This window comes from Chitinophaga sp. MM2321, assembly GCF_964033635.1.
GTDB lineage: Bacteria > Bacteroidota > Bacteroidia > Chitinophagales > Chitinophagaceae > Chitinophaga.
The window spans coordinates 1,639,545-1,666,484 of sequence record NZ_OZ035533.1 but is presented as its reverse complement, the minus strand read 5'-3'; the positions used below and the strand labels follow the sequence as shown (position 1 = coordinate 1,666,484).

General features: G+C 47.5%; 22 protein-coding genes. 1 reads left to right on the top strand and 21 read right to left on the bottom strand.

Translation table 11 applies throughout. The annotated features are described in order from the left end of the window. Position 1 precedes the first annotated feature (1 nt). The 21 genes from nuoL to ABQ275_RS06320 form a co-directional block, all read right to left on the bottom strand. Positions 2-1,894 carry an NADH-quinone oxidoreductase subunit L gene (gene nuoL, locus ABQ275_RS06420; protein ID WP_349317449.1) on the bottom strand — a complete coding sequence of 631 codons (1,893 nt, stop codon included), beginning with the start codon at positions 1,892-1,894 and terminating at the stop codon, positions 2-4. 53 nt (positions 1,895-1,947) lie between these two features. Next, on the bottom strand, positions 1,948-2,256 hold the full coding sequence (nuoK, locus tag ABQ275_RS06415) for an NADH-quinone oxidoreductase subunit NuoK (protein ID WP_349317448.1): 309 nt from the start codon (positions 2,254-2,256) through the stop codon (positions 1,948-1,950). Next, positions 2,253-2,780 carry an NADH-quinone oxidoreductase subunit J gene (gene nuoJ / locus ABQ275_RS06410; RefSeq protein ID WP_349317447.1) on the bottom strand — a complete coding sequence of 176 codons (528 nt, stop codon included), beginning with the start codon at positions 2,778-2,780 and terminating at the stop codon, positions 2,253-2,255. The genes nuoK and nuoJ overlap by 4 nt, the downstream gene beginning before the upstream one ends. A gap of 10 nt (positions 2,781-2,790) precedes the next feature. Continuing rightward, the gene (gene nuoI / locus ABQ275_RS06405) at positions 2,791-3,306 is read right to left on the bottom strand and encodes an NADH-quinone oxidoreductase subunit NuoI (protein ID WP_349317446.1); all 516 of its coding nucleotides are present in this window, start codon (positions 3,304-3,306) and stop codon (positions 2,791-2,793) included. Between the two features lie 34 nt (positions 3,307-3,340). Continuing rightward, positions 3,341-4,291, bottom strand: a complete 951-nt coding sequence (gene nuoH, locus ABQ275_RS06400) for an NADH-quinone oxidoreductase subunit NuoH (RefSeq protein WP_349317445.1) — start codon at positions 4,289-4,291, stop codon at positions 3,341-3,343. 6 nt (positions 4,292-4,297) lie between these two features. Then, positions 4,298-6,991, bottom strand: coding sequence for an NADH-quinone oxidoreductase subunit NuoG (gene nuoG, locus ABQ275_RS06395; RefSeq protein ID WP_349317444.1), 2,694 nt, complete (start codon positions 6,989-6,991; stop codon positions 4,298-4,300). Next, positions 6,972-8,252, bottom strand: coding sequence for an NADH-quinone oxidoreductase subunit NuoF (gene nuoF / locus ABQ275_RS06390; protein ID WP_349317443.1), 1,281 nt, complete (start codon positions 8,250-8,252; stop codon positions 6,972-6,974). The genes nuoG and nuoF overlap by 20 nt, the downstream gene beginning before the upstream one ends. Before the next feature lie 134 nt (positions 8,253-8,386). Continuing rightward, the gene (nuoE, locus tag ABQ275_RS06385) at positions 8,387-8,851 is read right to left on the bottom strand and encodes an NADH-quinone oxidoreductase subunit NuoE (RefSeq protein WP_349317442.1); all 465 of its coding nucleotides are present in this window, start codon (positions 8,849-8,851) and stop codon (positions 8,387-8,389) included. Between the two features lie 9 nt (positions 8,852-8,860). After that, positions 8,861-10,606 (bottom strand): NADH-quinone oxidoreductase subunit C/D, encoded by a 1,746-nt coding sequence (nuoC, locus tag ABQ275_RS06380; RefSeq protein WP_349317441.1) that lies wholly within the window; start codon positions 10,604-10,606, stop codon positions 8,861-8,863. 82 nt (positions 10,607-10,688) lie between these two features. Next, a complete protein-coding gene (locus ABQ275_RS06375; RefSeq protein WP_349317440.1) occupies positions 10,689-11,327 on the bottom strand; it encodes an NADH-quinone oxidoreductase subunit B family protein in 639 nt (212 codons plus the stop codon). A gap of 34 nt (positions 11,328-11,361) precedes the next feature. Next, the gene (locus ABQ275_RS06370; RefSeq protein ID WP_349317439.1) at positions 11,362-11,853 is read right to left on the bottom strand and encodes an NADH-quinone oxidoreductase subunit A; all 492 of its coding nucleotides are present in this window, start codon (positions 11,851-11,853) and stop codon (positions 11,362-11,364) included. 219 nt (positions 11,854-12,072) lie between these two features. After that, complete coding sequence (locus ABQ275_RS06365) at positions 12,073-12,516, bottom strand: CBS domain-containing protein (RefSeq protein ID WP_349317438.1); 444 nt, start codon at positions 12,514-12,516, stop codon at positions 12,073-12,075. Positions 12,517-12,763: 247 nt separating this feature from the next. Then, a complete protein-coding gene (locus ABQ275_RS06360) occupies positions 12,764-14,581 on the bottom strand; it encodes a beta-galactosidase family protein (protein ID WP_349317437.1) in 1,818 nt (605 codons plus the stop codon). A 140-nt stretch (positions 14,582-14,721) separates the two neighbouring features. Then, the gene (locus ABQ275_RS06355) at positions 14,722-16,419 is read right to left on the bottom strand and encodes a GMC family oxidoreductase (RefSeq protein WP_349317436.1); all 1,698 of its coding nucleotides are present in this window, start codon (positions 16,417-16,419) and stop codon (positions 14,722-14,724) included. 91 nt (positions 16,420-16,510) lie between these two features. Further along, positions 16,511-18,208: a GMC family oxidoreductase gene (locus ABQ275_RS06350; protein WP_349317435.1), complete on the bottom strand. Its 1,698-nt coding sequence runs from the start codon at positions 18,206-18,208 to the stop codon at positions 16,511-16,513. Between the two features lie 121 nt (positions 18,209-18,329). Further along, a complete protein-coding gene (locus tag ABQ275_RS06345) occupies positions 18,330-18,905 on the bottom strand; it encodes a gluconate 2-dehydrogenase subunit 3 family protein (RefSeq protein WP_349317434.1) in 576 nt (191 codons plus the stop codon). 182 nt (positions 18,906-19,087) lie between these two features. Then, positions 19,088-19,837 carry a L,D-transpeptidase family protein gene (locus ABQ275_RS06340; RefSeq protein ID WP_349317433.1) on the bottom strand — a complete coding sequence of 250 codons (750 nt, stop codon included), beginning with the start codon at positions 19,835-19,837 and terminating at the stop codon, positions 19,088-19,090. A 26-nt stretch (positions 19,838-19,863) separates the two neighbouring features. Beyond that, positions 19,864-20,052 carry a hypothetical protein gene (locus ABQ275_RS06335; RefSeq protein ID WP_349317432.1) on the bottom strand — a complete coding sequence of 63 codons (189 nt, stop codon included), beginning with the start codon at positions 20,050-20,052 and terminating at the stop codon, positions 19,864-19,866. A 65-nt stretch (positions 20,053-20,117) separates the two neighbouring features. After that, positions 20,118-20,936 carry a hypothetical protein gene (locus tag ABQ275_RS06330; protein WP_349317431.1) on the bottom strand — a complete coding sequence of 273 codons (819 nt, stop codon included), beginning with the start codon at positions 20,934-20,936 and terminating at the stop codon, positions 20,118-20,120. Between the two features lie 371 nt (positions 20,937-21,307). Continuing rightward, positions 21,308-22,438, bottom strand: a complete 1,131-nt coding sequence (gene hppD, locus ABQ275_RS06325) for a 4-hydroxyphenylpyruvate dioxygenase (protein ID WP_349317430.1) — start codon at positions 22,436-22,438, stop codon at positions 21,308-21,310. Between the two features lie 44 nt (positions 22,439-22,482). Then, positions 22,483-23,640: a homogentisate 1,2-dioxygenase gene (locus ABQ275_RS06320; RefSeq protein ID WP_349317429.1), complete on the bottom strand. Its 1,158-nt coding sequence runs from the start codon at positions 23,638-23,640 to the stop codon at positions 22,483-22,485. Positions 23,641-24,460: 820 nt separating this feature from the next. Here ABQ275_RS06320 and thrA point away from each other — a divergent pair. Next, complete coding sequence (gene thrA, locus ABQ275_RS06315) at positions 24,461-26,905, top strand: bifunctional aspartate kinase/homoserine dehydrogenase I (RefSeq protein ID WP_349317428.1); 2,445 nt, start codon at positions 24,461-24,463, stop codon at positions 26,903-26,905. Positions 26,906-26,940 lie beyond the last annotated feature (35 nt).

Sequence of the window (26,940 nt, the reverse complement as noted above, 5' to 3'; positions counted from 1 at the left end):
ATTACAATTCGTATAGCCGCCATATTAAGACCGATAAAATCGCTACCGCACCCAACACCACCCCCATAATATACCAGCGCAGTATACCACTCTGCGTACGCGCCATCATAAGATGACACCATTCCATCAGCCCGGCAAGGCCCGTGTATAGCCTGTCTACCACATCTTTCCGGTTTATCCTGGACAGGTACACGTATGGACGTACCAACACCACATTATAGATTTCATCAAAATCCCAGCCTCTGGCCCAACAGCCGCGAATCCACGTTATTGCAGGCATTTCCAGGAAATCAACCATTCCCTGCGGACGACGGATCACCCACGCATAAGCGAGGCCAATGCCACTAAAAGCCAGCAAAGCTGAAATCCCCTGCGAAGCCCATTCCAGTGCAGGCGATTCCTGCAACATCTCCACCGCAGGCAATACCGGCAGCAGCCAATGACTAAACAGCGTTACATGCCCCAGCGTATGCGGTAGTTCAATGAACCCCGCTATAGTAGAAAGAACAGCCAGTATATACAAAGGCACCATCATCCGCGGACCGGGAATATGATGCACCTTTGTTTTGACATCTCCATAAAAAACCAGGAAAAACATTCTGAAAGTATACATACCCGTCAAAAACGCGCCCAGCAAGGCCGCCAGCCAATAGCCGGTATGTCCGCCGACAGCAGACCACGATAACCAAATGATTTGATCCTTACTAAAAAAGCCGGCGGTCACAAACGGGATAGCCGCCAATGACGCTGAGCCGATAAGGAACACCCAGAATACTGCCGGCAATAATTTTTTGAGTCCACCCATCTTAAACATATCCTGCTCATGATGCAGCGCCACAATGATAGCACCGGCACCCATAAACAGCAATGCCTTGAAAAATGCATGGATCACAAAATGAAAAATAGCGGCAGACCATGCACCACAGCCCAACGCCAGGAACATATAACCGATCTGGCTCATGGTGGAATAAGCCAGCACTCTTTTTATATCCCGTTGTACCAACGCACTCACACCCGCCAATACCAGGGTCACAGCGCCTATCACTGCGGTGGTGGTTTGCGCAGCAGGCGCCAGTTCAAATAAAGTATGCATGCGTGCTATCAGGTACACGCCCGCTGTTACCATAGTAGCAGCATGGATCAGTGCACTCACCGGCGTAGGCCCCGCCATCGCATCCGGCAGCCATGTTTGTAACGGCAGCTGGGCAGACTTCCCTACTGCACCACCCAATAACAACAAGGCGATCATGGTCACTACCGGATCTCCCTTTGCCCAAAGCTGCGCACCACTTTCCAGGATGCCCTGGATCTGTAATGTACCGGTATATTGAAACAACAGGAATAAGGCGATTGCCATCGCCGTATCGCCCACACGCGTTACGATAAAAGCTTTGCGGGCAGCATAACCGTTCGCCCGATCCTGGTACCAGAAGCCGATTAACAGGTAGCTACATAGCCCCACCCCTTCCCATCCAAAATACAGCAACAACAAATTATCCGCCATCACCAGCACCAGCATTGCCCCTACGAATAAATTCATGCAGGCGAAGAAACGGCCATAGTCGGGATCGTCGCGCATATAAGCAGTGGCGTACACATGAATCAGGAAACCCACGATCGTGATCACCAGCACAAAAACAATTGAAAGCGCATCCATCCGGAAATCAACACCCGCACTAAAACCAGCCGTCTGCATCCAGCTCCAGACCCGCGTTACCAGCGGGTGGCCGCCCTGTTGCGTAAAATTCATGGCCACCACAACCGCTAGTAAAGCAGACAAGGCAATACTACCACAACCTATAACGGTAACGGCCATACGAGTAATATGCTTCCAGCAGAGCATGAGGATACATGCACTTAAAAAAGGAATAGCCGGTATCAGCGCGGTAACCATTTTGTGATTTTGAGATTTAGTTATTTAGTTATTTTAATTATTCGTAACTCTTTCTATCCTTTCATTCTGCTCGCCTCATCACTGTCCAGTGTTTTTAACTGGTGATAAAGTTGCAGGATAAGCGCCAGTCCTACCGATACTTCAGCGGCAGCCATGGCCAGTATAAAGATGAACATCACCTGTCCGTCTGCAGTGCCCCAGTGTGAGGCAGCTACCACAAATGCCAGTCCGGCGGCATTCAGCATAATTTCTACAGACAACAACATAAATATGATGTTGCGCCTGATGAGTACACTGATCAGCCCCAGCACAAATAAAACGCTGGCGAGCAACAAGCCTGCAGTAGTGGGATGTATGTTCATGCATCAATATTTTCAAGAAAGCGATGTAACTTTTTCTTATGCTGGCGCCCCAGATGATAAGCGCCGACAATACCCGCCATTAACAAGATACCGGTCAATTCTACTGCGATCATATAAGGACCGAACAGCGCCATTCCCACTTCCTTTGGATTTACCACCAGGATCTCCGTTGCCGGTTGCCTGTTCTGCATCACCAGGTACAATAATTCACCCAGCAACACCAGGCATAACACGCCCGGAATAATCCATATCCGTGGTTTTAGCCACGCCTTTTCATGCTCGGCTGTTTCTACACCAATGTTCAGCATCATCACAAAAAAGATGATCAGCACCATAATTGCACCGGCATATACAATCACTTCCAGCACCGCCATAAATGGCGCACCGTAAATGTATAACACCACTGCTACCGACAACAGCGACACCACCAGGTATAACAATGCATGCATGATATTATAACAGGTGATCACCCTTAAAGTGGTCAGTACAGCAATGGCAGCGGCGATATAAAATGCAGTATCCATGCGTCCTTATTTATGGCAACAAACTTTTCAGATCTACCGGTGGTTCCTCGTTCTGTGCATCTCCTTTGTCCTTATCCTTAATCGCTAAACCGGCTACTTTATAATAGTTATACCCGGGATATTTCCCCTGGCTGTTTATAAGCAGATCTTCCTTTTCATACACCAGGTTTTGCCGGTTGTATTCCGCCATTTCAAAATCGGGCAATAGCTGTATGGCGTAAGTAGGACACGCTTCTTCACAGAATCCACAAAAGATGCAGCGGGAAAAATTGATCCGGAAAAACTCAGGGTATCTTCGTCCGTGTTCGTCTTCTGTTGCCTGTAAGGAGATACAATCTACCGGACATGCGGCAGCGCACAGGTAACAGCCTACACAACGTTCTTCTCCATCAGGGTCGCGCGTGAGTGCTATACGTCCGCGCCAGCGGGCTGGCAACGGCGCCTTCTGTTCAGGATACTGGAAGGTATCCCGCTTATGAAACATATGCAGGAAGGTAAGCCACATACTTCGCAAAAGACTGAACATGATGTACGGATTTTGTGATTTTATAATTTTATGTTTACCCTTTAAGCCAGAGTTTTATAGCGGCTGTTATCAGCAGATTCGCCAGCGATAAAGGGAACAACACTTTCCATCCATACTCCATCAGCTGATCATACCGCGGTCGTGGCATAGAGGCACGCAGCAGAATAAAAAGCGAGATGAAGGCAAAAGTTTTTATACCAAACCATATCACCGGTGGCAGGAATCCCGGCCCCAGCCAGCCCCCGAAATACAAGGTCACCACCATCGCAGAGATAAGTGTAACACCGAGATATTCACCAATAAAGAACATACCGAATTTCATTCCTGAATATTCCGAGTGGAAGCCCGCTACCAGTTCACTTTCCGCTTCCGGAATATCAAAAGGCAGGCGGTGCGTTTCCGCAATACCCGCAATCAGGAAAATGAGGAAGCCTAACAGCTGGGGAAAAACATACCATACCGATCTTTGCGCTTCCACTATTTCCCGCAGGTTAAATGAACCACTCATCACCACCACCCCCATTAAAGACAGTCCCATAAAAACCTCATAGCTGATCATCTGTGAGGCGCCTCTCATAGCGCCCAGCAAGGCGTATTTATTATTGGAAGCCCACCCTCCCAATACAACGCTATACACACCCAGTGACGACATGGCGAGAAAAAACAGGATGCCTATGTTTAGATCCGCCACAATAATATTGGGGCCAAAAGGAATAATCACAAAGCTCATCAACACACTGGCTACTACCACAGCCGGTGCAAATACAAACACTACTTTATCTGCAAACGGTGGGATCCAGTCTTCCTTAAAAAACAGTTTTAACGTATCTGCCAATACAATCAATATACCAAAAGGACCCGCCCTGTTTGGTCCGTAACGATCCTGCCACAGGGCCAGCATCCTGCGTTCCAGCCAGATCAATCCGGCTGCTGTATTTAACAGTACGAACAGTACCCCTCCTATTATCCACCAGGCGTTTATCATAGCAGCTTATATTTTTATCAGTTGCGGCGCTTCCGCTACCTGCATATCAGGTAACCCTACGGGAATACCCGCAGCTCCTTTTTGTAGGGTGTCATTGATAATTACCGGCAACGCATATTGATGCCCCTTATCCATAAAATACAACAGGTTCCCTGCTGTAACCTGGAAGCGTTGCGCATCTTCACTATGTAACATGATATATGGTGCAGGCATGCGTTCCGCAACACCTGCCGTATGTATGCTCAGTTCTTCCGATCCAAAAATATGATACAAGGGTACCAGCAACAGATGTCCCGGTAATGGCAGGAACGGCTCCGGCACTTGTGTATAAAAGGGTACGGATTTGTTTACATCCGGTTCTATCAACCGTTTACCCGGATTGCCGCCATGCAGCTCCCCACCTGTTTCCACCTGGTACTTGTTTACCGACTGCACCGAATTCCAGCCTGGCGACCAGTAGAAAGGCGTCATGGAGGCCGGTGGTTCGCCACGGTAACCTTCCATGGTAAAGGACAAGGCGGTATCCCCATCTTCCGGTGGTTTGGGCTCACTCACATTTATATCTGCCAGCATGGCCGTGCGACCGCTATAGCGGTGTGGTTCACGGGGTATTTTCTGACCGGCTATACGAAAATCGGCGGTGGGCGATAAGGATTCAATGCCTGCAAATACAGGATAGCTGCGGGAGATCGCCTTCGTCACCTCATCGAGGTGTTCCATGCGACCCAATGCTTCGTGCCCTGTCGCGGCAGCCAGTTGCAACAGCCAGCGCCAACTTTCCTGTACAGCGCCCGCAGGCGTGAATACCTGGAAGAAGCGTTGCGCGCGGCCTTCATTATTTACGAGTGTGCCATCCGATTCCGCAAAAGTACCGGCCGGCAGCAATATGTTTGCTTTCTCTGCAGTAGCGTTAAAGAGATGATCCAGCAACACCACATCTTTACAATGCTCCAGAAAATGATTGGCTGTAGGTTGATCCAGCCGGCGGTAAAGATCATTTTCCAGGATGATCACTGTTTCGGCGCCTTCGTTCATCACTTCATCCACTGCCGATTCCAGGCGATGACCTCCCAGCATTTCCAACCCGATGCTATTGCATTCCGGTACCGTAAAAGCCAGCATGGCATCAATACCCTGTTGCTGCAAAGCCCAGGCTACATTGGCCGCAGCCTTGATCACGGCTTCACTGCCGCTGCCATAACCGGCCACTATCAATGGGTTTTTGGCGCCTTTCAAAGCGGCCGCTATTTCTGCGGCGATCGCCTTTCCCTGCTCCGACATACCGGTTACTTCCGGCATACGGTCGCTCAACAGGTGACTAACGCCAAAGCCTATACGTGCAATATTATCCGGCGCAGTATGATAAGCTCCTTTCGCCAGTTCATCCAGTTTGGTTTCCTGTACATTCAGGATATACAAAGGTCCTTTGCCCTCCTGCACAGCTTCGCGCACGGCGGCATCCTGCCAGGAAGGTATATGGATATTGTTGATGGCTTCCGCAGCGGGGCCGCGACGGACTGCCTGCCGTACCGACAGGGCCAGCATAGGCGCCGTATTCGTAAGATCTTCGCCGAGGATCAACACTGCATCTGCGGCGGCGGCAGCCTGCATAGATGCAGCACGTACCGGCCCTTCCTGTAATATTTTCAGCATCAGCGACACCAGGTCATGATCTGTAGCGGCGAGGCCCAGGTAAAAATGATCTGCACCAACCAGCTCTTTCAAAATATAATTTGATTCTACAGAAGCTCTGGGAGATCCGATACCAATCACTTTCCCCGGTTTCATCCTGCTGCGCAGCTGTTGCAGGATAGGCATGCCATTCGTATTATCTCCGGGATAATGACGCAGCAACGGCTCCCTGATGCGCTCTTTACTATTCACAAATTCATATCCGTACCTGCCGCGGTCGCACAGGAAGTAGCCGTTAACAGCACCGTTATAACGGTTGGTAATTTGCCGTATGGTCCCATATCTTTCACTGGCCATAATATTACATCCCAGGCCGCAGCCCTGGCAAACAGAAGCCGCGGAGGTGAGATCCCACTTACGGGTATAGTGTTGTTTCAGTGTTTTGTCGGTGAACACACCGGTAGGACAAATCTCCGCCAGGTTTCCACTGAACTCACTTTCCAGTGTACCATCCTGCTGCCGGCCAAAATACACATGATTATGTGCTGCAAAAACATCCAGGTCTTTTCCGCCTGCAAAATCTTTATAAAAGCGCACGCAGCGATAACACTGGATGCAGCGGTTCATTTCATGGTTCAGGAAAGGCCCCAGGTATTGATTGTTGTAAGTACGTTTGGTGAAATGATAGTCGCGGTAAGAGTGACCCGTCATCACTGTCATATCCTGCAAATGGCAGGAGCCGCCTTCATCACATACGGCGCAGTCGTGCGGGTGGTTGGTCATCAGCCAGCCAATGTTATGTTCCCGGAAAGATTTTGCGTCACTATCGTTCAGGGATATACGCAGATTGTCTTTTACGGGTTCCATGCAGGCCATCACCAGTTTCCCTTTCTTATCTTCTTCATCCTTAAACATTTTCACCGCGCACTGCCGGCAGGCGCCCACGGAGCCCAGTGCCGGATGCCAGCAAAAGTAAGGCAGGTCCAGGCCCAGCGACAGGCAAGCCTCCAGGAGGTTTTTGCCGTCCTTTACTTCATATGCTATATTGTCAATGTGAATGGTGGGCATAAGGGCATTTTTTTTCTTTGATGTGTTGTTCAAAATCGTCCCTGAAATATTTTAACGCACTTTGCAAGGGCTCCATCGCGCCGGGAGCCAGTGCACAAAAAGTATTGCCGGGTCCCAGCAGTTGTGTATGCATTTCCAGCAGCTCCAGGTCGGCATATGTACCCGTTCCTTTTTCGAGCGACAGCAACAGCTTCTCTGTCCACGGCAGCCCTTCCCGGCAAGGGGTACAGAAGCCGCAGGACTCCTGTGCAAAAAAATGTTCCAGGTTATGTACAAAGCCAACCGGGCAGGTCTGATCGTCCATCACCACCATGGTACCGGTTCCCAGCCGGCTACCGGCGGCGGCTACGCCGTTGAAATCCATTTTTACATCCAGGTGGGCATCTGTTAAAAAATCAGTGGAAGCACCACCGGGTAAGGCCCCACGAAAACGATAACCATTCTTCATACCACCGGCATGTTCTTCCAGCAACTCACGCATCGTTACACCCATGGGCAGTTCCCAGGCGCCGGGTTTATTTACTTTACCACTCACGCCGTATATTTTCGTACCCCCGTCGCCGGTATGACTCAGGGATTTAAACCACGCCTCTCCGTTATTAACAAGGTGAGGCATCCAGCAAAGTGTTTCTACATTGTTCACAATAGTGGGTCTTCCGAACAAGCCGCTCACCTGCGGAAACGGTGGTTTGGCGCGGGGAGTCGCCCTTTTGCCTTCCAGTGAATTGAGCAGGGCGGTTTCTTCGCCACACATATATCTGCCTACGCCGGTATGCAACTGCATCTCCAGGCAGAAATCTTTACCCATAATATTTTTACCGAGATAACCCGCTGCATAGGCATCTGCAATCGCCTGCCGCATTTCGCGGGCAGCATCCTTGTACGCCCAGCGCAGGAATACAAAAGCCTGTGTAGCCTGAATGGCGTACGCCGCAATGATCATCCCTTCCAACAGCTGATGTGGATTACCTTCCAGCAGCCACCTGTCTTTGAAAGTACCCGGCTCCATTTCATCCGCGTTCGCTACCAGGTATTTGGGACCCGGTGTATCCATTGGTACAAAGCTCCACTTCATACCAGTACTGAAACCTGCACCACCACGCCCCCTCAGGTTTGCCTCTTTCACCAACGTAGTTACTTCTGCCGGCGCCATCTGCTGCAACACCTTCCGCAGACCGGTATAACCGCCCACGGCTTCATACTCCCGGATATGCAGAGCAGCACCGGAAAGCGGGATGTGTTGTGTGAGCGGACGTTCCATGGAATATTTTTTGATTTACGGATTTTTTAATTTAGATATTTAAAATGCAGCGAAGATCATTTTTATACTATTTTTATTTTTACAGAAACAGATAATGATTAGCAATAAAATTTCAACATCGAAAAATCGAAAATTCATAAATATTTATTCAGTATCGTCTCCACTTCCTCCTCTTTTATATCTCTGTATAAATCGTCGTCAATCATAAGGGCCGGGGCATGATCGCAGGTGCCCAGGCAGGCATTGGGTAGTAAAGTGAAACGCTCATCCGGTGTGGTTTGTCCGTACCTGATCTGTAATATGTCGGTGAGCCGTTCCAGGATCTTCGTATAGCCCATCACGTAGCAGCTGATACTATCACAGAGCAGGATCACGTGTCTGCCTACGGGGCGGCGGAAGATCAGGTTATAAAACGTTGCTACACTATCCACTTCTGCTGTACTCATGTCCAGGAAGGTTGCAATGTCTGCCACACTTTCGTCGGATACCCACCGGCGTTGTTCCTGTACAATTTTCAGCGCCTCAATGCAGGCGGCCTTTTTTACCGGCACCTGTTGTAGCTCGTGGCTGATCTTTTCTATTTCGATAGCTGATAGCATATGTATTTATTATCTGTCAATGTCTGCCAATACATAGTCCATACCGCCCAGGATGGCCAGGAGATCCGCCACGGTGTAGCCATGGCTGATCAGTGGGATCATCTGCATGTGCGGAAACGACGGTGTGCGTATCCGCGTGCGATACGCGGTGGTATTGCCGTCACTCACCAGGTGATACCCATTCCATCCTTTGGTGGCTTCTGTGCAACTCATGGCCTCCCCAGCGGGAATAACGGGCCCCCAGCTCACGTTCAGGAAATGGTGAATGAGTGTTTCTATATCCTGCATGGTATGCTGCTTTACAGGCGGGGTTGCCAGCGGGTGGTGTGACTTGAAATCGCCGGTAGGCATGAACTCCAGGCATTGCTGGATGATGCGTAGACTTTGCCGCATTTCTTCCACCCTTACAACCGCGCGGTCGTAACAATCTCCATTGTGTGCGACCGGGATCTCGAAAGCAAAATTTTCGTAACCGCTATAGGGGCGTTTCTTGCGCATGTCCCACTCCAGGCCACAGGCGCGGAGTCCGGGCCCTGTGACACCCCATTCGATTGCTTCCTCCAGTGTATAAATACCAATCCCTTTGGTGCGTGCTTTGAACAGATAGTTCTTCATGACCATCTTATCGTATTCGCGCAGCTTCCGGGGGAAATAGTCTACAAAGTCTTTCACGAGCTTATCCCATCCGTTGGGCAGGTCCTGTGCCACACCGCCTATGCGGAACCAGTTGGGATGCATACGACCACCGCAGATGGCTTCAATAATTTCAAACACGCGTTCCCTGTCGGTGAACATGTAAAACACCGGCGACAGTTGCCCGAGGTCCTGCGCGAAAGTGCCATACCATACCAGGTGGCTGGCGATACGGAATAATTCACAAAGCATGACGCGGATGACCTGCGCCCGGAGGGGCACGTCAATGCCCCCCAGCGTTTCCACGCTGAGCAGGTAGGCGAGGTTGTTGTTTACGCCGCCGAGATAGTCAATGCGGTCGGTATAGGGAATGTAGGTATGCCATGATTGCCGCTCTCCCATTTTTTCGGCGCCGCGGTGGTGGAAGCCGATGTCTGGTACTGCGTCTACAATATTTTCACCGTCCAGTTGCAGGATGATACGCAGTACCCCATGGGTGCCGGGGTGTTGCGGTCCGATATTCAGGAACATATAATCCGCATCCTCGCTGTGGCGTTTTAAGCCCCATTCTTCGGGATCAAACTGCATGGCGCTCTGCTCCCTGTCCATCTTGTCGTCAAAGAGCTTAAAAGGTCCCATTTCGGTAGCGCGTGCAGGATGTTCCTTCCGCAGGGGATGTCCTTCCCAGGTGGTAGGCATGAGAATCCTTTTCAGTAACGGGTGGCCGTTGAACCTGATGCCGAACATATCGTATACTTCCCGCTCGTACCAGTTGGCAGCGGGCCATATGTGTGTGATCGTATCCAGGGAAGGGTATTCGCCATGCAGGCCAACTTTGAGACGGAGGAATTCATTTCTGGCGAAGGAGAAGAGGGTATACACAAGGGTAAAATCATAGGGCTTGTGACCGTTCTGCTCCTTTTTATACGCACGCTCGTCAATGGCCGTGAGGTCATAGAGCATGCGATAAGGTAGTTTTATGTCGGATTTAAGGTATTGTAGTACGGCCACAATCTTCTCCTGTGGCGTCCAGAAGGTGGGCGTCTCATCCCGTGTGGCTTGTATTTTGAAGGTATCTTCACCAAAACGGGAGCTTAATTCCGCTGCAATGCGCTCTGGCATGGCGTATTAAGTTTAGACTGTGGAAATAAGTTGTTTCGCTGGTCGTTTTATCTTTTCATATAACCGTTGCTGTTAGTAACATTTATATTTCATCAGGTGTTTTAAACTGTGTCATTTGTTGGCGGTGATCCCGCATCAGGTCTTTCTGTGATATTTTTTCGGGTTTGATCACGCCCTGCTCCCCTATTACCCAGCTGAGGGGTCTTTTTTCTTTGCCTACGCTGTCGCGCAACAGGATGAGTCCCTGCAGGAATGCATCCGGGCGCGGAGGACATCCGGGTACATATACATCTACCGGTAAAAATTTATCTACGCCCTGTACCACACTGTAGATGTCGTACATACCGCCGGAGTTGGCGCAGGAGCCCATGGATATAACCCAGCGGGGTTCCATCATCTGTTCATATAAGCGTTTAATAACGGGGGCCATCTTAATAAATACAGTACCGGCAATGATCATCACATCCGCTTCACGTGGTGTACCACGGATCACTTCTGCACCAAAGCGGGCCATATCATATTTAGGCGTCATAGCGGTTGCCATTTCCACGAAGCAGCAGGACAGGCCGAAATGAAAGGGCCACAGGGAGTTCTGTCGTCCCCATCCCAGCAGGCGTTCTACGCTGGTGAGCATCACGCTTTGCTGGATCACTTCTTCCATAGAGGTATTGCCGGATACTTTGCCCGTAGCGTCGTCTGCTTTTGTCAACCACCATTTCATAATTATGTTGATATTGATATCGTGAGATGTAAAATCAACTTTCTGGTGTTACATAGCTGCCTGGTTGTTGTGTCGTGATATTCGTATAGTCGTTTCCGTAACCGGTCGTATTTTTCTGTCGCTTTTTATAAGCGCGCAGTATTTTATTTCCGTCGGGGCCGAAGTCCAGTGCACCATTACGCCATTCGTAAATGAGTACGGCCAGTAAAATGAAGATGAAGATAGAAACGCCCAGAAATCCAGCCCAGCCTACTTCCTGGTAGGCAATGGCCCATGAAATGATTAATACTGTTTCTATATCAAAGATAACGAACAGCATGGCGATGAGATAGAATTGGGAAGGGAACCTGAGCCGGGCGGATCCGGTGGATATAATACCGGATTCATATGCTTCGCCGGTAGCGCGTTCTTTATGCCGTTGCCCCAGCACATAGGAGAGTCCGAGTATGATACTAACGAGTATCAATACGATGCCGCCATATGCAAGAAATGGCCAAACAGGGGTGGTATCAGCAACGCTTTGCAAGGTGTTCGCCCTCCCGAGCGATTTACTTTAAAGTTCGTGACTACCAATCTTTTGCATCTGTTTATTCTGCTCCTTAAATTTGTTTCTTTGAATCAACGACCGTTTTGTGGCAGGAAGAATGAATCTATTTTCATAATAATAGAACCCTCATAACGGCATAGGCTATATGTAAATGAATATACAACGAATCCTTTTAATAAACAAAAATCATTGTCAATATCAGGTATGTGTGCCGCTGATATAACATTCCAGGCTGGTAATAATATAACGCTGGTCATCAATAATAAATTTCACCACATCACCGATGGATATCAATCCTATCAGCCTGCTCTGTTCATTTACAACCGGCAGGTGACGAATACGCTTATCTGTCATCCGTTTCATACATTCTTCAATTGAATCTTCTTCTGTAACCGTAATCGGGCGCTCCGTCATAATTTCACGGATAAGGGTTTCTTTAGAAGCACGCCCCTTTAAAATTACTCTGCGGGCATAATCCCGCTCCGAAAAGATTCCAAGGAATTTATCATTATTGTCTACTACAGTCAGCGCCCCAACATTGCGCTCAACGAGCATTTGCAGGGCTTCGAATACCGTGTTATCCGGATGAATGGAGTAAACTGAACGACCCTTGGCCTCCAGGATGTTTCGCACTTTTCCCATGGTAAGCCTGATTTTAGAAAGTTAAGAAATGAAAAACCAATATTTCTAAGTTAAGATTTTTCACCGGTAAAATCAAGGCCGTGAGAAAGATTTACTTTGCGTAAAAAGAACACATTATAAGTGGACCTGAATATGTACACCTAAAGGCCATCACATAGTTATATAAAAGCGAAGAAATCGTTTGGAATAGTACCAAACGATTTCTTCGCTTTTATATAACAACAAAACAACCATCAGGGAAATCGGGTTAATCCTCTAAATCCTGGTCCCCTTTTACCGCTGCTGCTACATCCTGGTGCAGGTCGAAAACAATAATTTCGTTCACCCCTTTCTTCAGCCAGGGAGCAGGGCAATACAGCCGTTTTTGCGGCCCTATTTCCCAGTAACGGCCCAGGTTATGACCATTCACCCATACAATACCTTTTTTGTAAGCAGACATATCTATATAGGTATCTCCGGTTTTATCCAGGGTAAAAGCAGCTTTAAAGAACTGCCCTGCTTTAGTGGCATGATCTGCAGAAGGGGTTAACGCCGATACATATTTTTCTGTCATCGGCAAGCCGTATACTTCCCAGTTCATCAGTGTCATACCATTCAGGATCACACGGTCGGTGATCCCTTTACGATCTATCATGGCTTCTGCAAAATTGATGCGCCCCATTCCTTCTACCAGTATTTCCAATACCGGGTTTTGCACGTCGCTTTTAGGCAGGTCAATAGATTTCTCTCCCAACCGGCGATCTATCTTACCTATATATTTTCCATTCAAAAACACCGTGGCATAATCATGCAGATCCCTGATGGTGAGCTTACCACTTTTATGACCAATAAGCGAAGTTTTATACACCATAAAACCGTAGTCCTGTCCATAGGACTCAAACGGTTGCGGCTGTACGGAATGAACCGCCTCCGGCAAATGATCCCAAACGGAAGTAAACGGTGTTAAGGTAACTGCTGGAAAACTGATGGCTGGGATCGCGGCAGGAACAGGCGGCAGTTTTTTACCTTTGGGCAGATAGGAAGCCAGTAACTGGCGCAATGCCTCGTATTTCGGTGTAGCACTCCCCTGCTCATTGATCGGTGCATCATAATCATAACTGGTTACATCCGGCTGATATCCTTTGCCACCGGAATTGGCGCCGGCACTATACCCGAAGTTGGTACCACCATGAATGACATACAGGTTGAAAGAACGTTTGGTATCCATCAGGAATTTCACCTCTTTCACAATACCTGCTGTACCCGGGCGCTGCCACTCCTCTCCCCAATGGGTTAACCAACCCGGATAAGACTCGCTGCTGAAAGAAGGTACATCAGGATTCTGTTTGGCAGCGGCGGCAAAATCAGCTTCTGATCCACCGGAATCCAGCCCTATTGCTGCTCCAGGCACACTGCCTGCTTCCAGCATATAAGCAGTGGGTCCATCCGCTGTATAAAAAGGCACATTGATACCATTCTTTAACCACAAATCTTTTAATGCATACAGGTAGTTTTTATCGTTGCCATAACTGCCGTATTCATTTTCTATCTGTGTCATAATCACTGGTCCGCCGTTAGTTACCAGTAAAGGTTTTACTTCAGCCGCCAGGTGTTCTATATACCTGGTTACAGCTTCCATATACCGTGGGTCCATACACCGCACTTTGATGTCCGGCGTTTGCAACAGGTACGGCGGCAAACCACCAAACTCCCACTCCGCGCATACATAAGGACCAGGGCGCAATATCACCCACATACCTTCTTCCTGTGCTATCTTAATAAATGCTGCGATATTATGATTACCGGTGGTAAAGTCAAACTGTCCTTTTTCCGGCTCCTGGTAATTCCAGAACACATAGGCAGCAATGGTATTACATCCCATCGCTTTCGCCATCTGAATGCGGTGCCGCCAGTATTCGTGTGGAATGCGCGCCGGATGCATCTCTCCACTGATCATCTGGAAAGGTTTACCATCCAGCAAAAATGCTGTTTTGCTTAACGCAAAGGAGTGTTTGCCCTGTGCATGTACTGCCTGCCCCATTAAACAGGATAGCGCCAGCATGCCACTTAGCATGAGTTTTTTCATTGTTCAGTAAATTAAATATTTACGAATTTAGGGGTTTTGGAATTTTCAGATTTAGTTATTTAAAAATTTAAGGGGAGATATAAGCGATAATTACGCTTATATCTCCCCTTAAATTTCAAAATTCCAAAATCCGTAAATAATTATATGTTTCCTTTTTTGCGTTCACTGATCGCATGGTCGCATGCTCTGGCGGTGAGTGCCATATAGGTGATAGAAGGATTCACACAGGAGGAGGAAGTCATACATGAGCCATCGGTAATAAATACATTCTTTGCAGCATGTACCTGGTTGAAACCGTTGAGCACAGATGTTTTAGGATCACGACCCATACGTGCGGTACCCATTTCATGGATACAATGTCCAGGAGGCGGTGCGCTATCGTAGCCGTGTACATTTTTAAGACCCGCTGCTTCCAGCATTTCTTTTGCACTCTCCTGCATATCCTTGCGCATTGCCAGTTCGTTTTCTTTAAACTCACAGTCGATGTCGAGTGTAGGCAGGCCGTACTTATCTTTTTTGTCTTTGTTGATCGCTACTTTATTTTCAAAGTAAGGGAGATGCTCACCCCATGAACCAACGCCCATACCCCATTTTCCAGGTATGGTCTGAGCTTCTTTCAGCTCTACGCCGATACCTTCCCTGCTGGCGCCTCTGCCTCTTCCGGCGCCACCCTGATAACCAAATCCACGCACGTAATCTTTTTGCATGGTTTTGCTATTGGTGTTACGGAAGCGCGGAATATACACGCCGTTAGGCCGGCGACCGCTGTTGAAATACTGGTCTTCAAAGCCATCAAATTCGCCACCGGCGCCTACGCCAAAGTGGTGATCCATCAGGTTATGACCCAACTGTCCGCTATCATTACCGAAACCATTCGGGAAACGGTCAGATATAGAGTTCAGCATGATCCAGCTGGTGCCTAAGGTGGAACCGTTCAGGAAAATGACATCTGCATAATATTCTACCGTTTGTAAAGTATGGGAGTCCATCACCCTTACACCGGTTGCTTTACTTTTATCTTTGTCATACAGCACTTCCAGTACAATGGAATCAGGGCGCAGGGTCATGTTGCCGGTTGCAGCTGCTGCAGGTAATGTTACACCGTTGCTGCTGAAGTAGCCGGTATACGGACAACCACGTGCACAAAGGTTACGGTACTGACAAGGACCGCGGTCTTTCAACCCTTTGGTCAGGTGTGCTACACGACCAATCGTCATGATGCGGTCGTTGTACTTTTCTTTGATACGCGCTGCCACATGTTTTTCCAGGCAGTTCATTTCCATAGGTGGAAGGAATACACCATCGGGTAGTTGCGGCAAACCTTCTGCCTGTCCGCTTACACCGATATATCTTTCCACGTATTCGTACCAGGGCGCAATATCTTTATAACGGATAGGCCAGTCTACACCATGCCCGTCTTTTCCATTCGCTTCAAAATCCAGGTCACTCCAACGATACACCTGCCGTCCCCACATGAGGGAACGTCCGCCTACGTGGTAGCCACGCAGCCAGTTGAAAGGTTTTACTTCGTTGTAGGGATTCTCGTTATCATTTACCCAGAACTGTTGCGTAGCTTCATCAAAAGCATAGCAGCGGCTCTGAATAGGATGATTTTCGCGCATCTCATTGGTCGTATTCAGGTGGTGTTTGAACTCCCAGGGCGCCATCATAGCAGTGGTATAGTCCTTTACGTGCTCCACGTTACGGCCTCTTTCCAATACCAGTGTTTTCAGCCCCTTTTCACAAAGCTCTTTTGCAGCCCATCCACCGCTGATACCGGAACCTACAACGATTGCGTCGTATTTATTTTCCTTATCCGCTTTTATATTAAGATTCATAAAATCATTTTATGATTTAGAGATTTTGGAATTCAGAGATGTAGTATTTCAACAAAATATCTACATCTCCAAATTCCAAAATCCCCAAATATTAGATATTGCCTTTCTTCAGTTCTTTCACAGCATAATCAGCGGCACGTGCTGTCAGGGCCATGTAAGTGAGGGATGGGTTCACACATGCAGTGGAAGTCATGGCGGCACCATCTGTAACGAACACATTCTTTACGGCGTGCATCTGGTTGTAACCATTGAGTACGGATGTTTTAGGATCGCGACCCATACGTGCAGTACCCATTTCATGAATAGCCATACCAGGATAAGAACCGTTGTCATAAGTTTTGACGTTCTTGATACCGGCAGCTTCCAGCATTTCTGCTGCGTCATTCATCATGTCTACACGCATTTTCTTTTCATTCTCCTTAAACTCAGCGTCAAATTTCAGCACTGGTTGTCCCCATGCATCTTTTACAGATGTATCGAGGGTAACCCTGTTATCTTCATAAGGTAAGCATTCACCGAAGCCACCTAATCCCATGCTCCATTTGCCTGGTTCGGTCAGCATTTCTTTGAAGTCTTTACCTACGCCCATTTCTGCAATACCACGGCTCCAACCCTGGCGGCTGGCGCCACCCTGGTAACCGAAACCACGGAGATAATCACGTTTATCTTTGCCGATGTTACGATAACGGGGTACATAGATCCCGTTAGCGCGACGGCCAAAGAAGTATTTATCATCATAACCATCTGCGGTACCGGAAGCCCCTGTACGGAAATGGTGATCCATCAGGTATTTGCCCAGTACGCCACTGTCATTACCCAATCCGTTAGGGAAGCGGGAAGATGTGGAGTTCATCATCACAAAAGTAGAGCCCAGCGTAGAACCATTGATAAAGATGATTTTAGCATAGTATTCCACCATTTCCTTGGTGTGCTTATCGATCACTTTTACGCCGGTCGCTTTTCCTGCTTTCTCATCATAGATAATTGAATTTACGATGGAGTCAGGGCGGAGCGTAAGGTTGCCGGTAGCTACTGCTGCTGGCAGCGTAGATGATTGTGTACTGAAATAAGCGCCGAAAGGACAACCGCGGCTACACAGGTTACGGAACTGGCACGCCTCACGGCCGGGAAGCGGCTGCGTGATATTCGCTACACGTCCCATGGTGATGATACGGCCCTTGAAGGCGGTTTCCACACTTTTCTTTACATCTTTCTCTACACAGTTCATTTCCATGGCGGGCATAAACTGTCCGTCAGGTAATTGTGGCAAGCCTTCCTTTGTTCCGCTGATACCTGCAAATTTCTCTACATAATCGTACCAGGGAGCAATATCTTTATAACGGATAGGCCAGTCTACGGCGATACCATCTTTCAGGTTGGCTTCAAAATCGATGTCGCTCAGGCGGTACGACTGACGGCCCCACATAATGGATTTACCACCCACAATATCCGGGCGGTACCAGTCAAAACGTTTTACCTCGTTGTATGGACTTTCTGAATCGTTGATCCAGAATTTTTCGTTGTGTTCACTATAAGGATAGTCGCGGCTCAGCTTGGGATGGGTTTCCCGCTGTTCTACGGTTATACGGCCGCGGTGTTTAAATTCCCACGGATCTTTGGTAGCGGTATCATAGTCTTTCACGTGTTCCAGTGGCTTACCACGGTCCAGCATTAACACTTTCAGACCTTTTTCGGTCAATTCTTTGGCAGCCCAGCCACCACTCACACCGGAGCCGATCACGATCGCATCGTAGGTGTTCTGTTCCTGCGCTTTTATATTCAGGTTCATGGATTATTGGATTTAAAAAGTAAAGGATTGTGCTATAAACCTGGCAGCTGCCGGTATACCGGAGAGCGGGTATTGCAAACACCTGCCGGAAAACCCCGGCCAGCGGCTGATGGTTACAGCATTATACTGCCCACGCTTTATCCCCTTTTTTGTAAGGGATACAGCCTTCGTACTTACCTGGAACCGGTACATAACGCAATGCTTCTGTAGCACCTGGTTTGGAAGTGAAATACCCAAGGAGCGTCAGCTCTTTCAGGTATTGGAAGTAGTGAGTAGGGTCACCTTCTTTTTTATCTTTCCGTTTGTTGTAATCCACGCGTTCCTGCTCGATCTGCGTAAGCAGTTCAGTGCGTTGTTCCGGCGTGATGTCCATGAAGCTTTTTTTGAACTTCTCTGTACTGGCGACGTCAATTTTCTTCAACCCCTCCAGGAAAACTTCCTGATCCTTCTTCTGGTAGCAATCGTTCATCATAACGATGATAAACTCATCCACCCCTGCGGCTTTAGCGCCAGGTGTGTTAGTCGTTGGTATAATGGTTTCCGCGATCTCAGCCAGTAGTGCTTTGGTAGCTGGCTTTTGTAACTCGTAGTTTTTGGGAGCGGACCCTGTACAGCTCTCAAGGGCTGACAACGTGGAAGCGGAAATGGCAGTACCCAACAAAATCGCCACATTCCTGATTGCGTCTCTTCTGTGCATAAATAGTAAATTGATTTGACCTTCGAACAAGTTTCAAAAAAAAAATCTAAAAAACAAATAAAAGACAAGATTGTACCAGGATTATAAAGATTTACAGGATTGAACCTGGAGATGCAGGCGAAGATATCCGCACTATTCTCCTTGTTCAATCCTGTAAATCTTTATAATCACTATAATCCTGGTCACATGATGTATTTGCCTTTATCGTCTACCAGTACTACCGGCAGGCGATGGTGTTTTTCAAAATAGTCGTATGCCGTTTTAAGTTCTACCCAGAACTGTTGGGATGAATTATCTGTCAGCGAAACATTACCGAGGTAATCCATAGACCTGACATTACCGAACTTTACCGGGAAAACATGCACCGGGATAAAGTCCTGACCTGCATTCTTGGCATTTACGGCCAGGATATACACTTCATCGATAAACTCGTCTGTCAATGGAATACATCCTACTGTAATGCAGTTGCCGTGAATATAGATTTCACCCCCTGGCCTTTTGGCATCGCTCAGGATACGGTCGGAGAAATTGGGATAGTTGATCCCGAGTGATAAGTGATAGTTACTATTTGGATTGAAGTCATTAATATAATAGAACCCTTCCGGCACCTGGCGGTCGCCTTCTTTCCTTTTGGGCCCCATCTTACCCGACAGGGTACACACCCGGTAGGATTTAAAAAGCTGGAATGTATCAGCTGCATTGTTTTTCACCCAGATCTCCATTTCACTGTCCAGCTTAAAGGAACGCACAAACATATACCTGGCGGGATAAGCCAGTCCTTTCTTCGCAAACTCCTTTTTCAGCAGCTCCTCTTTTTCACGATAAGCTTCTCCCACTTTGGGAAACATTTTCTGATTATCGAGGAAAGACTGTTGGGCAGATGTTTGACCTGCACACCACATCATCAAGACTAAAACTATAAGACGCTTCATAGCTGATTTAACAAAATTTTAATTTTTTAAGCCAGGTTTTCATAGGCAAAATAGAACAATAACAAGGCAAAAATAAAATATATTACCATGCCCACCTTCCTGTTGGCGATCTTTAAAATATAATGTTTGTGGCCCTGATAGATGAGAATGGCGCTAAATGCCTGAAAAATTCCAGCTAATAGAAAAAGTACCCCAAACAGCGTTTGCATGCTCATAAAAAACGGAACAGTTTATTTTATATTGCCTGTAAAGTTAAACGTTTATTACATTATTGCAATTATTACAGTTTCACCCATTCCAGTTTCACGGTTTCCCCATCCAGACCAGCATTGAACGTGGCATGTACCGGGAATTTACCGGCGTTATAGGTATAGGTATAACGATTGGTGATCACGCGTGATGAGCGCGGTGTGCTGATACTTTCTGTCAGTACGTTGTGGGCAGACAGCGTGGCAGCGGTGGCGTCCAGTATATAGGCCAGTTCCGGCTGCTGTTGCTGCGGATTCTGTTTATTATCATAGCTGTAACTGATAGAAGAAACAACCCTGAATCTGGAATAGCCAGGCTGTTTAGCGTACGTATCCATCTGTATTACGTCTCCCGTTTTATCCCAGGCATATTGCTGGTAGCCGGTATTTTCCCAGGCATTGCCAGCTGCATTCCGGTTAAACTGGTAACGTACACTCATTTTGCCCGCTTCATCGTAGGTCAGTGAGTCATAAGCATACACGGCATTGTCGCGGTAGTAGCTCACCTTTGCTATTTTATCGGCTGCAGCATAATAGTCATAAGTGGTATTAATATCTCCGGTCACTGCCTGTTCATCGTCAGAGGAAAGCGTGCTTACCAAACGACCATTTTCATATACAGGTAGTTGAACATCGCTGTAACTGATGTCATCTGAAGTATGGAGCTGTACAATTTTCCGGATGGTCCTGTCAGCATTGTACTCCATGGTGGTTTGACCCGCAGGCGAAGATATTTTATGAAGATAAGTGCTTTGCGGGCTGTCTTTGTACGCACGGAAAGCTGAAAAAAAGGCCAGCGACGATAATAATACAGCATAGGTAGCCCCACGGGCAATTGATTTGTTGGACATAGGATAGGTGTTGATGGTTAAAGTGTAATCAGTAAAAACGGTTTTTCAGTCACGCTTAGATATATTAAAAATAACATATATTTATGATATCAAAATATTTTTTTAGAGAGATAAAATAAACCTGGTAACGAAACTACCGGTAACTGCCTGGTAATAAATGAGTTCTTCGCCGGATGCTCGCTCCGATCGGTCCCGGAGGGACCGTATATTGGTAGCCCAGGGTTTTAACCCTGGGTAAAAATGACGATGATTCAACGTCATTAATTTATGTGAATGATTTAAGCGGATACCGGGGTTAAAATTCCGTTCCGGCCCTCGCCGGAACGGACAGCGGGTTAATATGCAGGGTTCTCAGTAGAAGTGTAACAAACCTATAAGTTACCGCGCAGGGCCTGTTCTCTTTCTATAGATTCAAACAGGGCCTTGAAGTTGCCTTTGCCAAACGACTGGGCGCCTTTGCGCTGGATGATTTCAAAAAATACGGTTGGCCGGTCCTGGATTGGCTTGGTAAAGATCTGCAACAGGTATCCTTCGTCGTCCCGGTCTACCAGGATGCCCAGCTGCTGCAGCGGCGCAATAGCTTCATCGATCTTACCTACCCTGTCCAGCAGGGTTTCATAATAAGAGGACGGTACTTTCAGGAATTCAACGCCCCTGCTTTGCAGTTCTTTTACCGTTTTTACAATATCGTTGGTGGCGATGGCCACGTGCTGAACACCCGGACCGCCATAGAAATCCAGGTATTCTTCGATCTGTGATTTCTTCTTGCCTTCTGCCGGTTCATTAATAGGAAATTTCACACGCCCGTTGCCGTTACTCATTACCTTGCTCATGAGGGCGGAGTATTCGGTGGAGATATCGCTGTCATCAAAAGAGATGAGGTTGCGGAAGCCCATCGTCCGTTCGTAAAATTCCACCCAGGTATCCATTTCATGCCAGCCCACATTGCCCACACAATGATCTACATACAGCAATCCTGTTTCCGCTGGATTGTAGCTGGAGGTCAGTGCTTTAAAACCGGGTCTGAATAATCCATGGTAGTTTTTACGCTCTATAAAAAGATGTACGGTATCGCCGTAAGTGTGGATACCGCTGCTGATCACTTCACCGGATTCATCTTCTTCTATGAGTGGCTCCTGGTATGGAGCTGCACCACGTTTCACCGTTTCTTCATAAGCTGCGCGGGCATCGTCTACCCAGAGCGCCAGCGCCTTCACACCATCGCCATGCCGGGTAACGTGCCGGGAAATTTCACTATCCGGCAATAAAGAAGTGGTTAACACAAAACGCAGTTTGTTTTGCACCAGGACATAGGAAACCCTGTCTCTCACGCCTGTCTCCGGCCCGGCATAGGCCACTGCCTGAAAGCCGAAAGCGGTTTTATAATAATAGGCGGCCTGTTTGGCATTGCCTACATAAAACTCAACATAGTCGGTACCGTTGAGGGGTAAAAAATCATGCTGATCGTTTAAGCTGGCACTGTTTATTACTGCAGTTTCCATGATTTCAATTGTTTTGGTATGAATGATGGGTTGTTGCTCTTTCTTTATTCTGCCCAGCTCATGACATAGTTGTCATCTTCAATATCCAATGCAGCTGCTGTGATCTGCAGGGGATGAAAAGTGTCAACCATCACGGCCAGTTCATTTGTTTCTTTTGCGCCAATGCTTTTCGCTACTGCACCGGGATGCGGCCCATGCGGGATACCGGCCGGATGCAGGGTGATCATGCCGCGTGTAACATGCTTACGGCTCATAAAATCGCCGTCTACATAATATAAAAGTTCATCGCTATCAATATTACTGTGATTATACGGCGCAGGTACCGCCAGCGGATGGTAGTCAAATAAACGCGGGCAGAAGGAGCAAACCACGAAGTTGGTTCCTTCAAAAGTCTGATGCACCGGCGGGGGCTGATGCACCCGCCCGGTGATCGGTTCAAAATCGTGGATAGAAAAGGCAAACGGATATTCGCATCCATCCCATCCGATTACATCAAAGGGATGATGTTTGTAATGAATAGGATACACGATCCCTTTCTTTTTGATGCGGATCAGGAAATCGCCTTCCTGGTCGATGGTTTCGAGGTCCTGTGGCTGTCGGATGTCTCTTTCACAATAAGGGGAATGTTCCAGCAGCTGCCCGTATTTGCTCAGGTATTTTTTGGGATAACGGAGTGGGCTAAACGACTCTACGATAAACAGGCGGTTGTTTTCCGTAGCAAAACTAACCTGGTAAATGGTACCACGGGGGATTACCAGGTAATCGCCATAACCGAATGCCAGTTGACCGTACTGCGTTTTAAGCACGCCACTGCCTTCATGAACAAAGATCATTTCATCCGCATCGGCATTTTTATAGAAATAATCCACCATGCTTTTGCGGGGGGCGGCCAGTACAATATGCAGGTCATTATTGACCAGCACAGCTTTGCGGCTTTCCAGGAAATCATCTACCGGTTTTATATTAAATCCCTGGAAGCTGCGGTGTTTCAGCATTTTTTCTTCCGCAATGCGGGGAGCCACGCTGTAGGGTTCATCTACTTTTACAATCTCTGTAGGCGGGTGACAATGATATAACAGGGAAGAATGAGACGAGAATCCTTCTGTGGAAAACAACTGCTCCGAATACAGGGTGCCATCCGGTTTGCGGAACTGGGTATGGCGCTTGTGCGGTATCTGTCCTAGCTTATGATAGTGTGGCATGACGGGTTGATTGAGGAAAATTGTTTGGTATCATGATAGATTGAATGAGTGTATGATTGTATATTATAACACAGCACGACGTGCATCTGTTGAAAATATATGCCGGTAAGGATGTACGCATATGCAGGATAACAACTAAAAGAAATCACCCTTACAAAGTTACGCTATATTAAAAGGAAGAGCAGCCGGCAGCGGCTGTTTGGGAAGGTTATGCGAAAGTCGAATCCATGGCAAGTGTTGCCATGAGAAAGTAGTAGTTACGTTGACTATTGCTTGTATATTTCAAGGAAATGAACAAGTAGTGGTAGTTTTAGACGATTAAAGTTAAAGCTATTTCATGCAAACCCCCGAAAAATATTACGCCGGTGGGAAGCAATGTTTACTGGCTATTTTGTCCATTTGTCATTAATTTGTCTTTAAAACACCACCCTTTAGATAGCAACATCAATCATCTCTCTAAATTAAATTCAAGAAAAACAATAACAGCTACGTCCTTAACTAACAATATTGATTAAAATTAATCAATAACTAATAAAATCTGATAATTTTAAAATATTTCAAAATATCGTCTTTTTACTTTTATTTACCGGTGGAATTGTAGACTTTTGTTGCATAATCGTCATAAAACAATAGTGCTACCAGTAATCACATATCAATTCTCTCCCACTTCTTCCTCTCAGCAAGGATGCATGAGCACTATTATCACGTCCACAATTACAACCCCACTGCGGGGTTAGTTTTCACATATGATCCAACGACCACTACGGTGGTACACAGCCGGGAAGGTCCGGAACTTTTCTACGTATAAACTTTACTTTGTATGCAAGTATTAAAATTTGGCGGCACTTCTGTCGGAAGCGCCAAAGCAATAGAACAGGTTTGCCAAATATTACGACATCATAAACCAGCCGGGAAATATGCCATTGTAGTCTCTGCCTTTGGCGGTACAACGGACAAGCTTATACGCTGCGGACAACTCGCAGGTGAAGGACAGGAAGCATACAAAACCTTATTACAGGAAATCGAAACCAGGCACCTGGGTACGATCCGTGAACTGTTCCCTATCACTGCACAAAGCAGTATGATCAGCCAGCTGAAGAAAAAGCTGAATGCCCTCGAAAATCTGTGTGACGGCATCTTCCAGGTAGGTGAACTGAGTCTGCGCACCCTCGATAAAGTGATGAGCTACGGAGAACTGATCTCCTGTGTAATCGTAGCCGAAAAGCTGAAACAACAAGGTTTTTCAGCTGTCTGCAAAGATAGCCGTGAGCTGATCGTTACCGATAAAAATTTCGGTCATGCCGCTGTCGACTTCGAAGTGACCAATCATAACATCACACAATATTTTGACCAGTTAACTGCCGACTATGTAGTACTGCCAGGCTTTGTGGCCAACAGTGCTGATGGTGAAACCACTACACTGGGCCGTGGCGGCTCCGACTATACCGCCGCTATCATAGCTGCTGCTGTTCAGGCGGAAGCACTGGATATATGGACGGATGTAAGCGGCATGATGACCGCCGATCCCCGCCTCGTATCACAGGCCCTCCCTATTGCCCACATCTCTTATGCAGAAGCGATGGAGCTGTCGCACTTCGGCGCCAAAGTCATTTACCCGCCTACCATACAACCGGTGATGGATAAACGGATTCCGATCCGCATAAAAAATACTTTTGCCCCGGAAGATTACGGCACCCTTATACAGGACAGCGAGGAACGCAGTTTCCCCGTAACCGGCATCTCCGGCATACAACATATTGCCCTGCTCACCCTCGAAGGAAGTGGTATGGTAGGCATCCCCGGCTTCTCCAAAAGATTGTTTGAATCACTCTTACGGGAACACATCAACGTTATCCTGATTACTCAGAGTTCTTCGGAACATTCTATTACCGTAGGCATTCACGATACAGATATGCTGATGGCTAAAACAGCGGTAGACAGCGAATTCTCCCATGAAATACAGGAAAAACGCATCGCTCCCCTGCAGGTAGAAAAAGACCTTGCCATCGTAGCCGTAGTGGGAGATAAAATGAAGAACCACCACGGTACCAGCGGAAAATTATTCGGCACCCTGGGCAGGAACGGTGTCAATGTAAGGGCTATTGCACAGGGATCTACAGAAAAAAATATTTCGGCAGTGATTAATAAAACAGATGTAAAAAAAGCACTGAACCTGATCCATGAAGCCTTCTTTGAAACGCCGCTCAAACAGGTAAACCTGTTCGTAGCCGGTGTAGGCAACGTGGGCAGCAAGCTGCTGGAACAACTGGAGCAACAACAACATTACCTCCAGGAAGAACTGGGATTACAGATAAGAGTGGCCGGACTGGCCAACAGTAAAAATACCCTGGTAAGTGAATATGGAATTGGTTTGCATGACTGGCGGAACCAACTGGCGCAAGGCGGTAAAATGGATATTCCCGCTTTTGTAGAACAGATAAAATCGATGAACCTGCGCAACAGCGTATTTGTGGATAACACCGCCAGCAGCGAGGTAGCCGCCGTTTATCACGAGTTCTTACAACATGGGATCTCTGTGGTGACCTGTAATAAAATAGCCTGTTCTTCTGACTACGCCTATTACAAACAACTGAAAGACCTGGCCCGTAAGTTCAACGCTTCTTTCCTGTTCGAAACCAACGTAGGAGCGGGTTTGCCGGTTATCAATACCCTGAATGACCTTATCAGAAGTGGCGACAGGATTCATAGTATAGAAGCTGTTTTATCCGGTAGCCTGAATTTCGTGTTTAACCATTTTGTAAACGGTGCCAGCTTCCGCGAGGTAGTAAAAGCCGCGCAGGATGAGGGTTACACGGAACCGGATCCACGTATTGACCTCAGTGGTAAAGATGTAATGCGCAAGATCCTGATCCTGGCGCGTGAAAGTGGTGCTGCTATTGAAATGGACGATATCACGAATCACTCGTTCCTGCCGGCCGCCTGCCTGGATGCACCATCTGTAGCGGCATTCTACGATGAACTGGACGTACACGCCACGCACTTCCGCGACCTGTATACAATGGCCAGCAGTGAAGGCAAACGCCTGAAATTTGTAGCCAGCTATGCAGAAGGGAAAGCATCTGTAGGGTTGCAAAGTGTGGCTGCTGATCATCCTTTCTTTAAGCTGGAAGGCAAAGACAATATTGTACTTTACACCACCAGCCGTTATCAGGAGCAGCCCCTTATCGTAAAAGGAGCTGGTGCAGGTGCAGATGTAACGGCATCCGGCATATTTGCAGATATTATCCGGTCGGCCCGGCTGTAACCAGCCACAAGGGATAACAGCGTTATATCAACATT

Coding starts and splice junctions, on each gene's coding strand:
- nuoL (WP_349317449.1), bottom strand. CDS start 1,894: ATGGTTACCGCGCTGATACCGGCTATTCCTTTTTTAAGTGCATGTATC.
- nuoK (WP_349317448.1), bottom strand. CDS start 2,256: ATGAACATACATCCCACTACTGCAGGCTTGTTGCTCGCCAGCGTTTTA.
- nuoJ (WP_349317447.1), bottom strand. CDS start 2,780: ATGGATACTGCATTTTATATCGCCGCTGCCATTGCTGTACTGACCACT.
- nuoI (WP_349317446.1), bottom strand. CDS start 3,306: ATGTTCAGTCTTTTGCGAAGTATGTGGCTTACCTTCCTGCATATGTTT.
- nuoH (WP_349317445.1), bottom strand. CDS start 4,291: ATGATAAACGCCTGGTGGATAATAGGAGGGGTACTGTTCGTACTGTTA.
- nuoG (WP_349317444.1), bottom strand. CDS start 6,991: ATGCCCACCATTCACATTGACAATATAGCATATGAAGTAAAGGACGGC.
- nuoF (WP_349317443.1), bottom strand. CDS start 8,252: ATGGAACGTCCGCTCACACAACACATCCCGCTTTCCGGTGCTGCTCTG.
- nuoE (WP_349317442.1), bottom strand. CDS start 8,851: ATGCTATCAGCTATCGAAATAGAAAAGATCAGCCACGAGCTACAACAG.
- nuoC (WP_349317441.1), bottom strand. CDS start 10,606: ATGCCAGAGCGCATTGCAGCGGAATTAAGCTCCCGTTTTGGTGAAGAT.
- ABQ275_RS06375 (WP_349317440.1), bottom strand. CDS start 11,327: ATGAAATGGTGGTTGACAAAAGCAGACGACGCTACGGGCAAAGTATCC.
- ABQ275_RS06365 (WP_349317438.1), bottom strand. CDS start 12,516: ATGGGAAAAGTGCGAAACATCCTGGAGGCCAAGGGTCGTTCAGTTTAC.
- ABQ275_RS06360 (WP_349317437.1), bottom strand. CDS start 14,581: ATGAAAAAACTCATGCTAAGTGGCATGCTGGCGCTATCCTGTTTAATG.
- ABQ275_RS06355 (WP_349317436.1), bottom strand. CDS start 16,419: ATGAATCTTAATATAAAAGCGGATAAGGAAAATAAATACGACGCAATC.
- ABQ275_RS06350 (WP_349317435.1), bottom strand. CDS start 18,208: ATGAACCTGAATATAAAAGCGCAGGAACAGAACACCTACGATGCGATC.
- ABQ275_RS06345 (WP_349317434.1), bottom strand. CDS start 18,905: ATGCACAGAAGAGACGCAATCAGGAATGTGGCGATTTTGTTGGGTACT.
- ABQ275_RS06340 (WP_349317433.1), bottom strand. CDS start 19,837: ATGAAGCGTCTTATAGTTTTAGTCTTGATGATGTGGTGTGCAGGTCAA.
- ABQ275_RS06335 (WP_349317432.1), bottom strand. CDS start 20,052: ATGAGCATGCAAACGCTGTTTGGGGTACTTTTTCTATTAGCTGGAATT.
- ABQ275_RS06330 (WP_349317431.1), bottom strand. CDS start 20,936: ATGTCCAACAAATCAATTGCCCGTGGGGCTACCTATGCTGTATTATTA.
- hppD (WP_349317430.1), bottom strand. CDS start 22,438: ATGGAAACTGCAGTAATAAACAGTGCCAGCTTAAACGATCAGCATGAT.
- ABQ275_RS06320 (WP_349317429.1), bottom strand. CDS start 23,640: ATGCCACACTATCATAAGCTAGGACAGATACCGCACAAGCGCCATACC.
- thrA (WP_349317428.1), top strand. CDS start 24,461: ATGCAAGTATTAAAATTTGGCGGCACTTCTGTCGGAAGCGCCAAAGCA.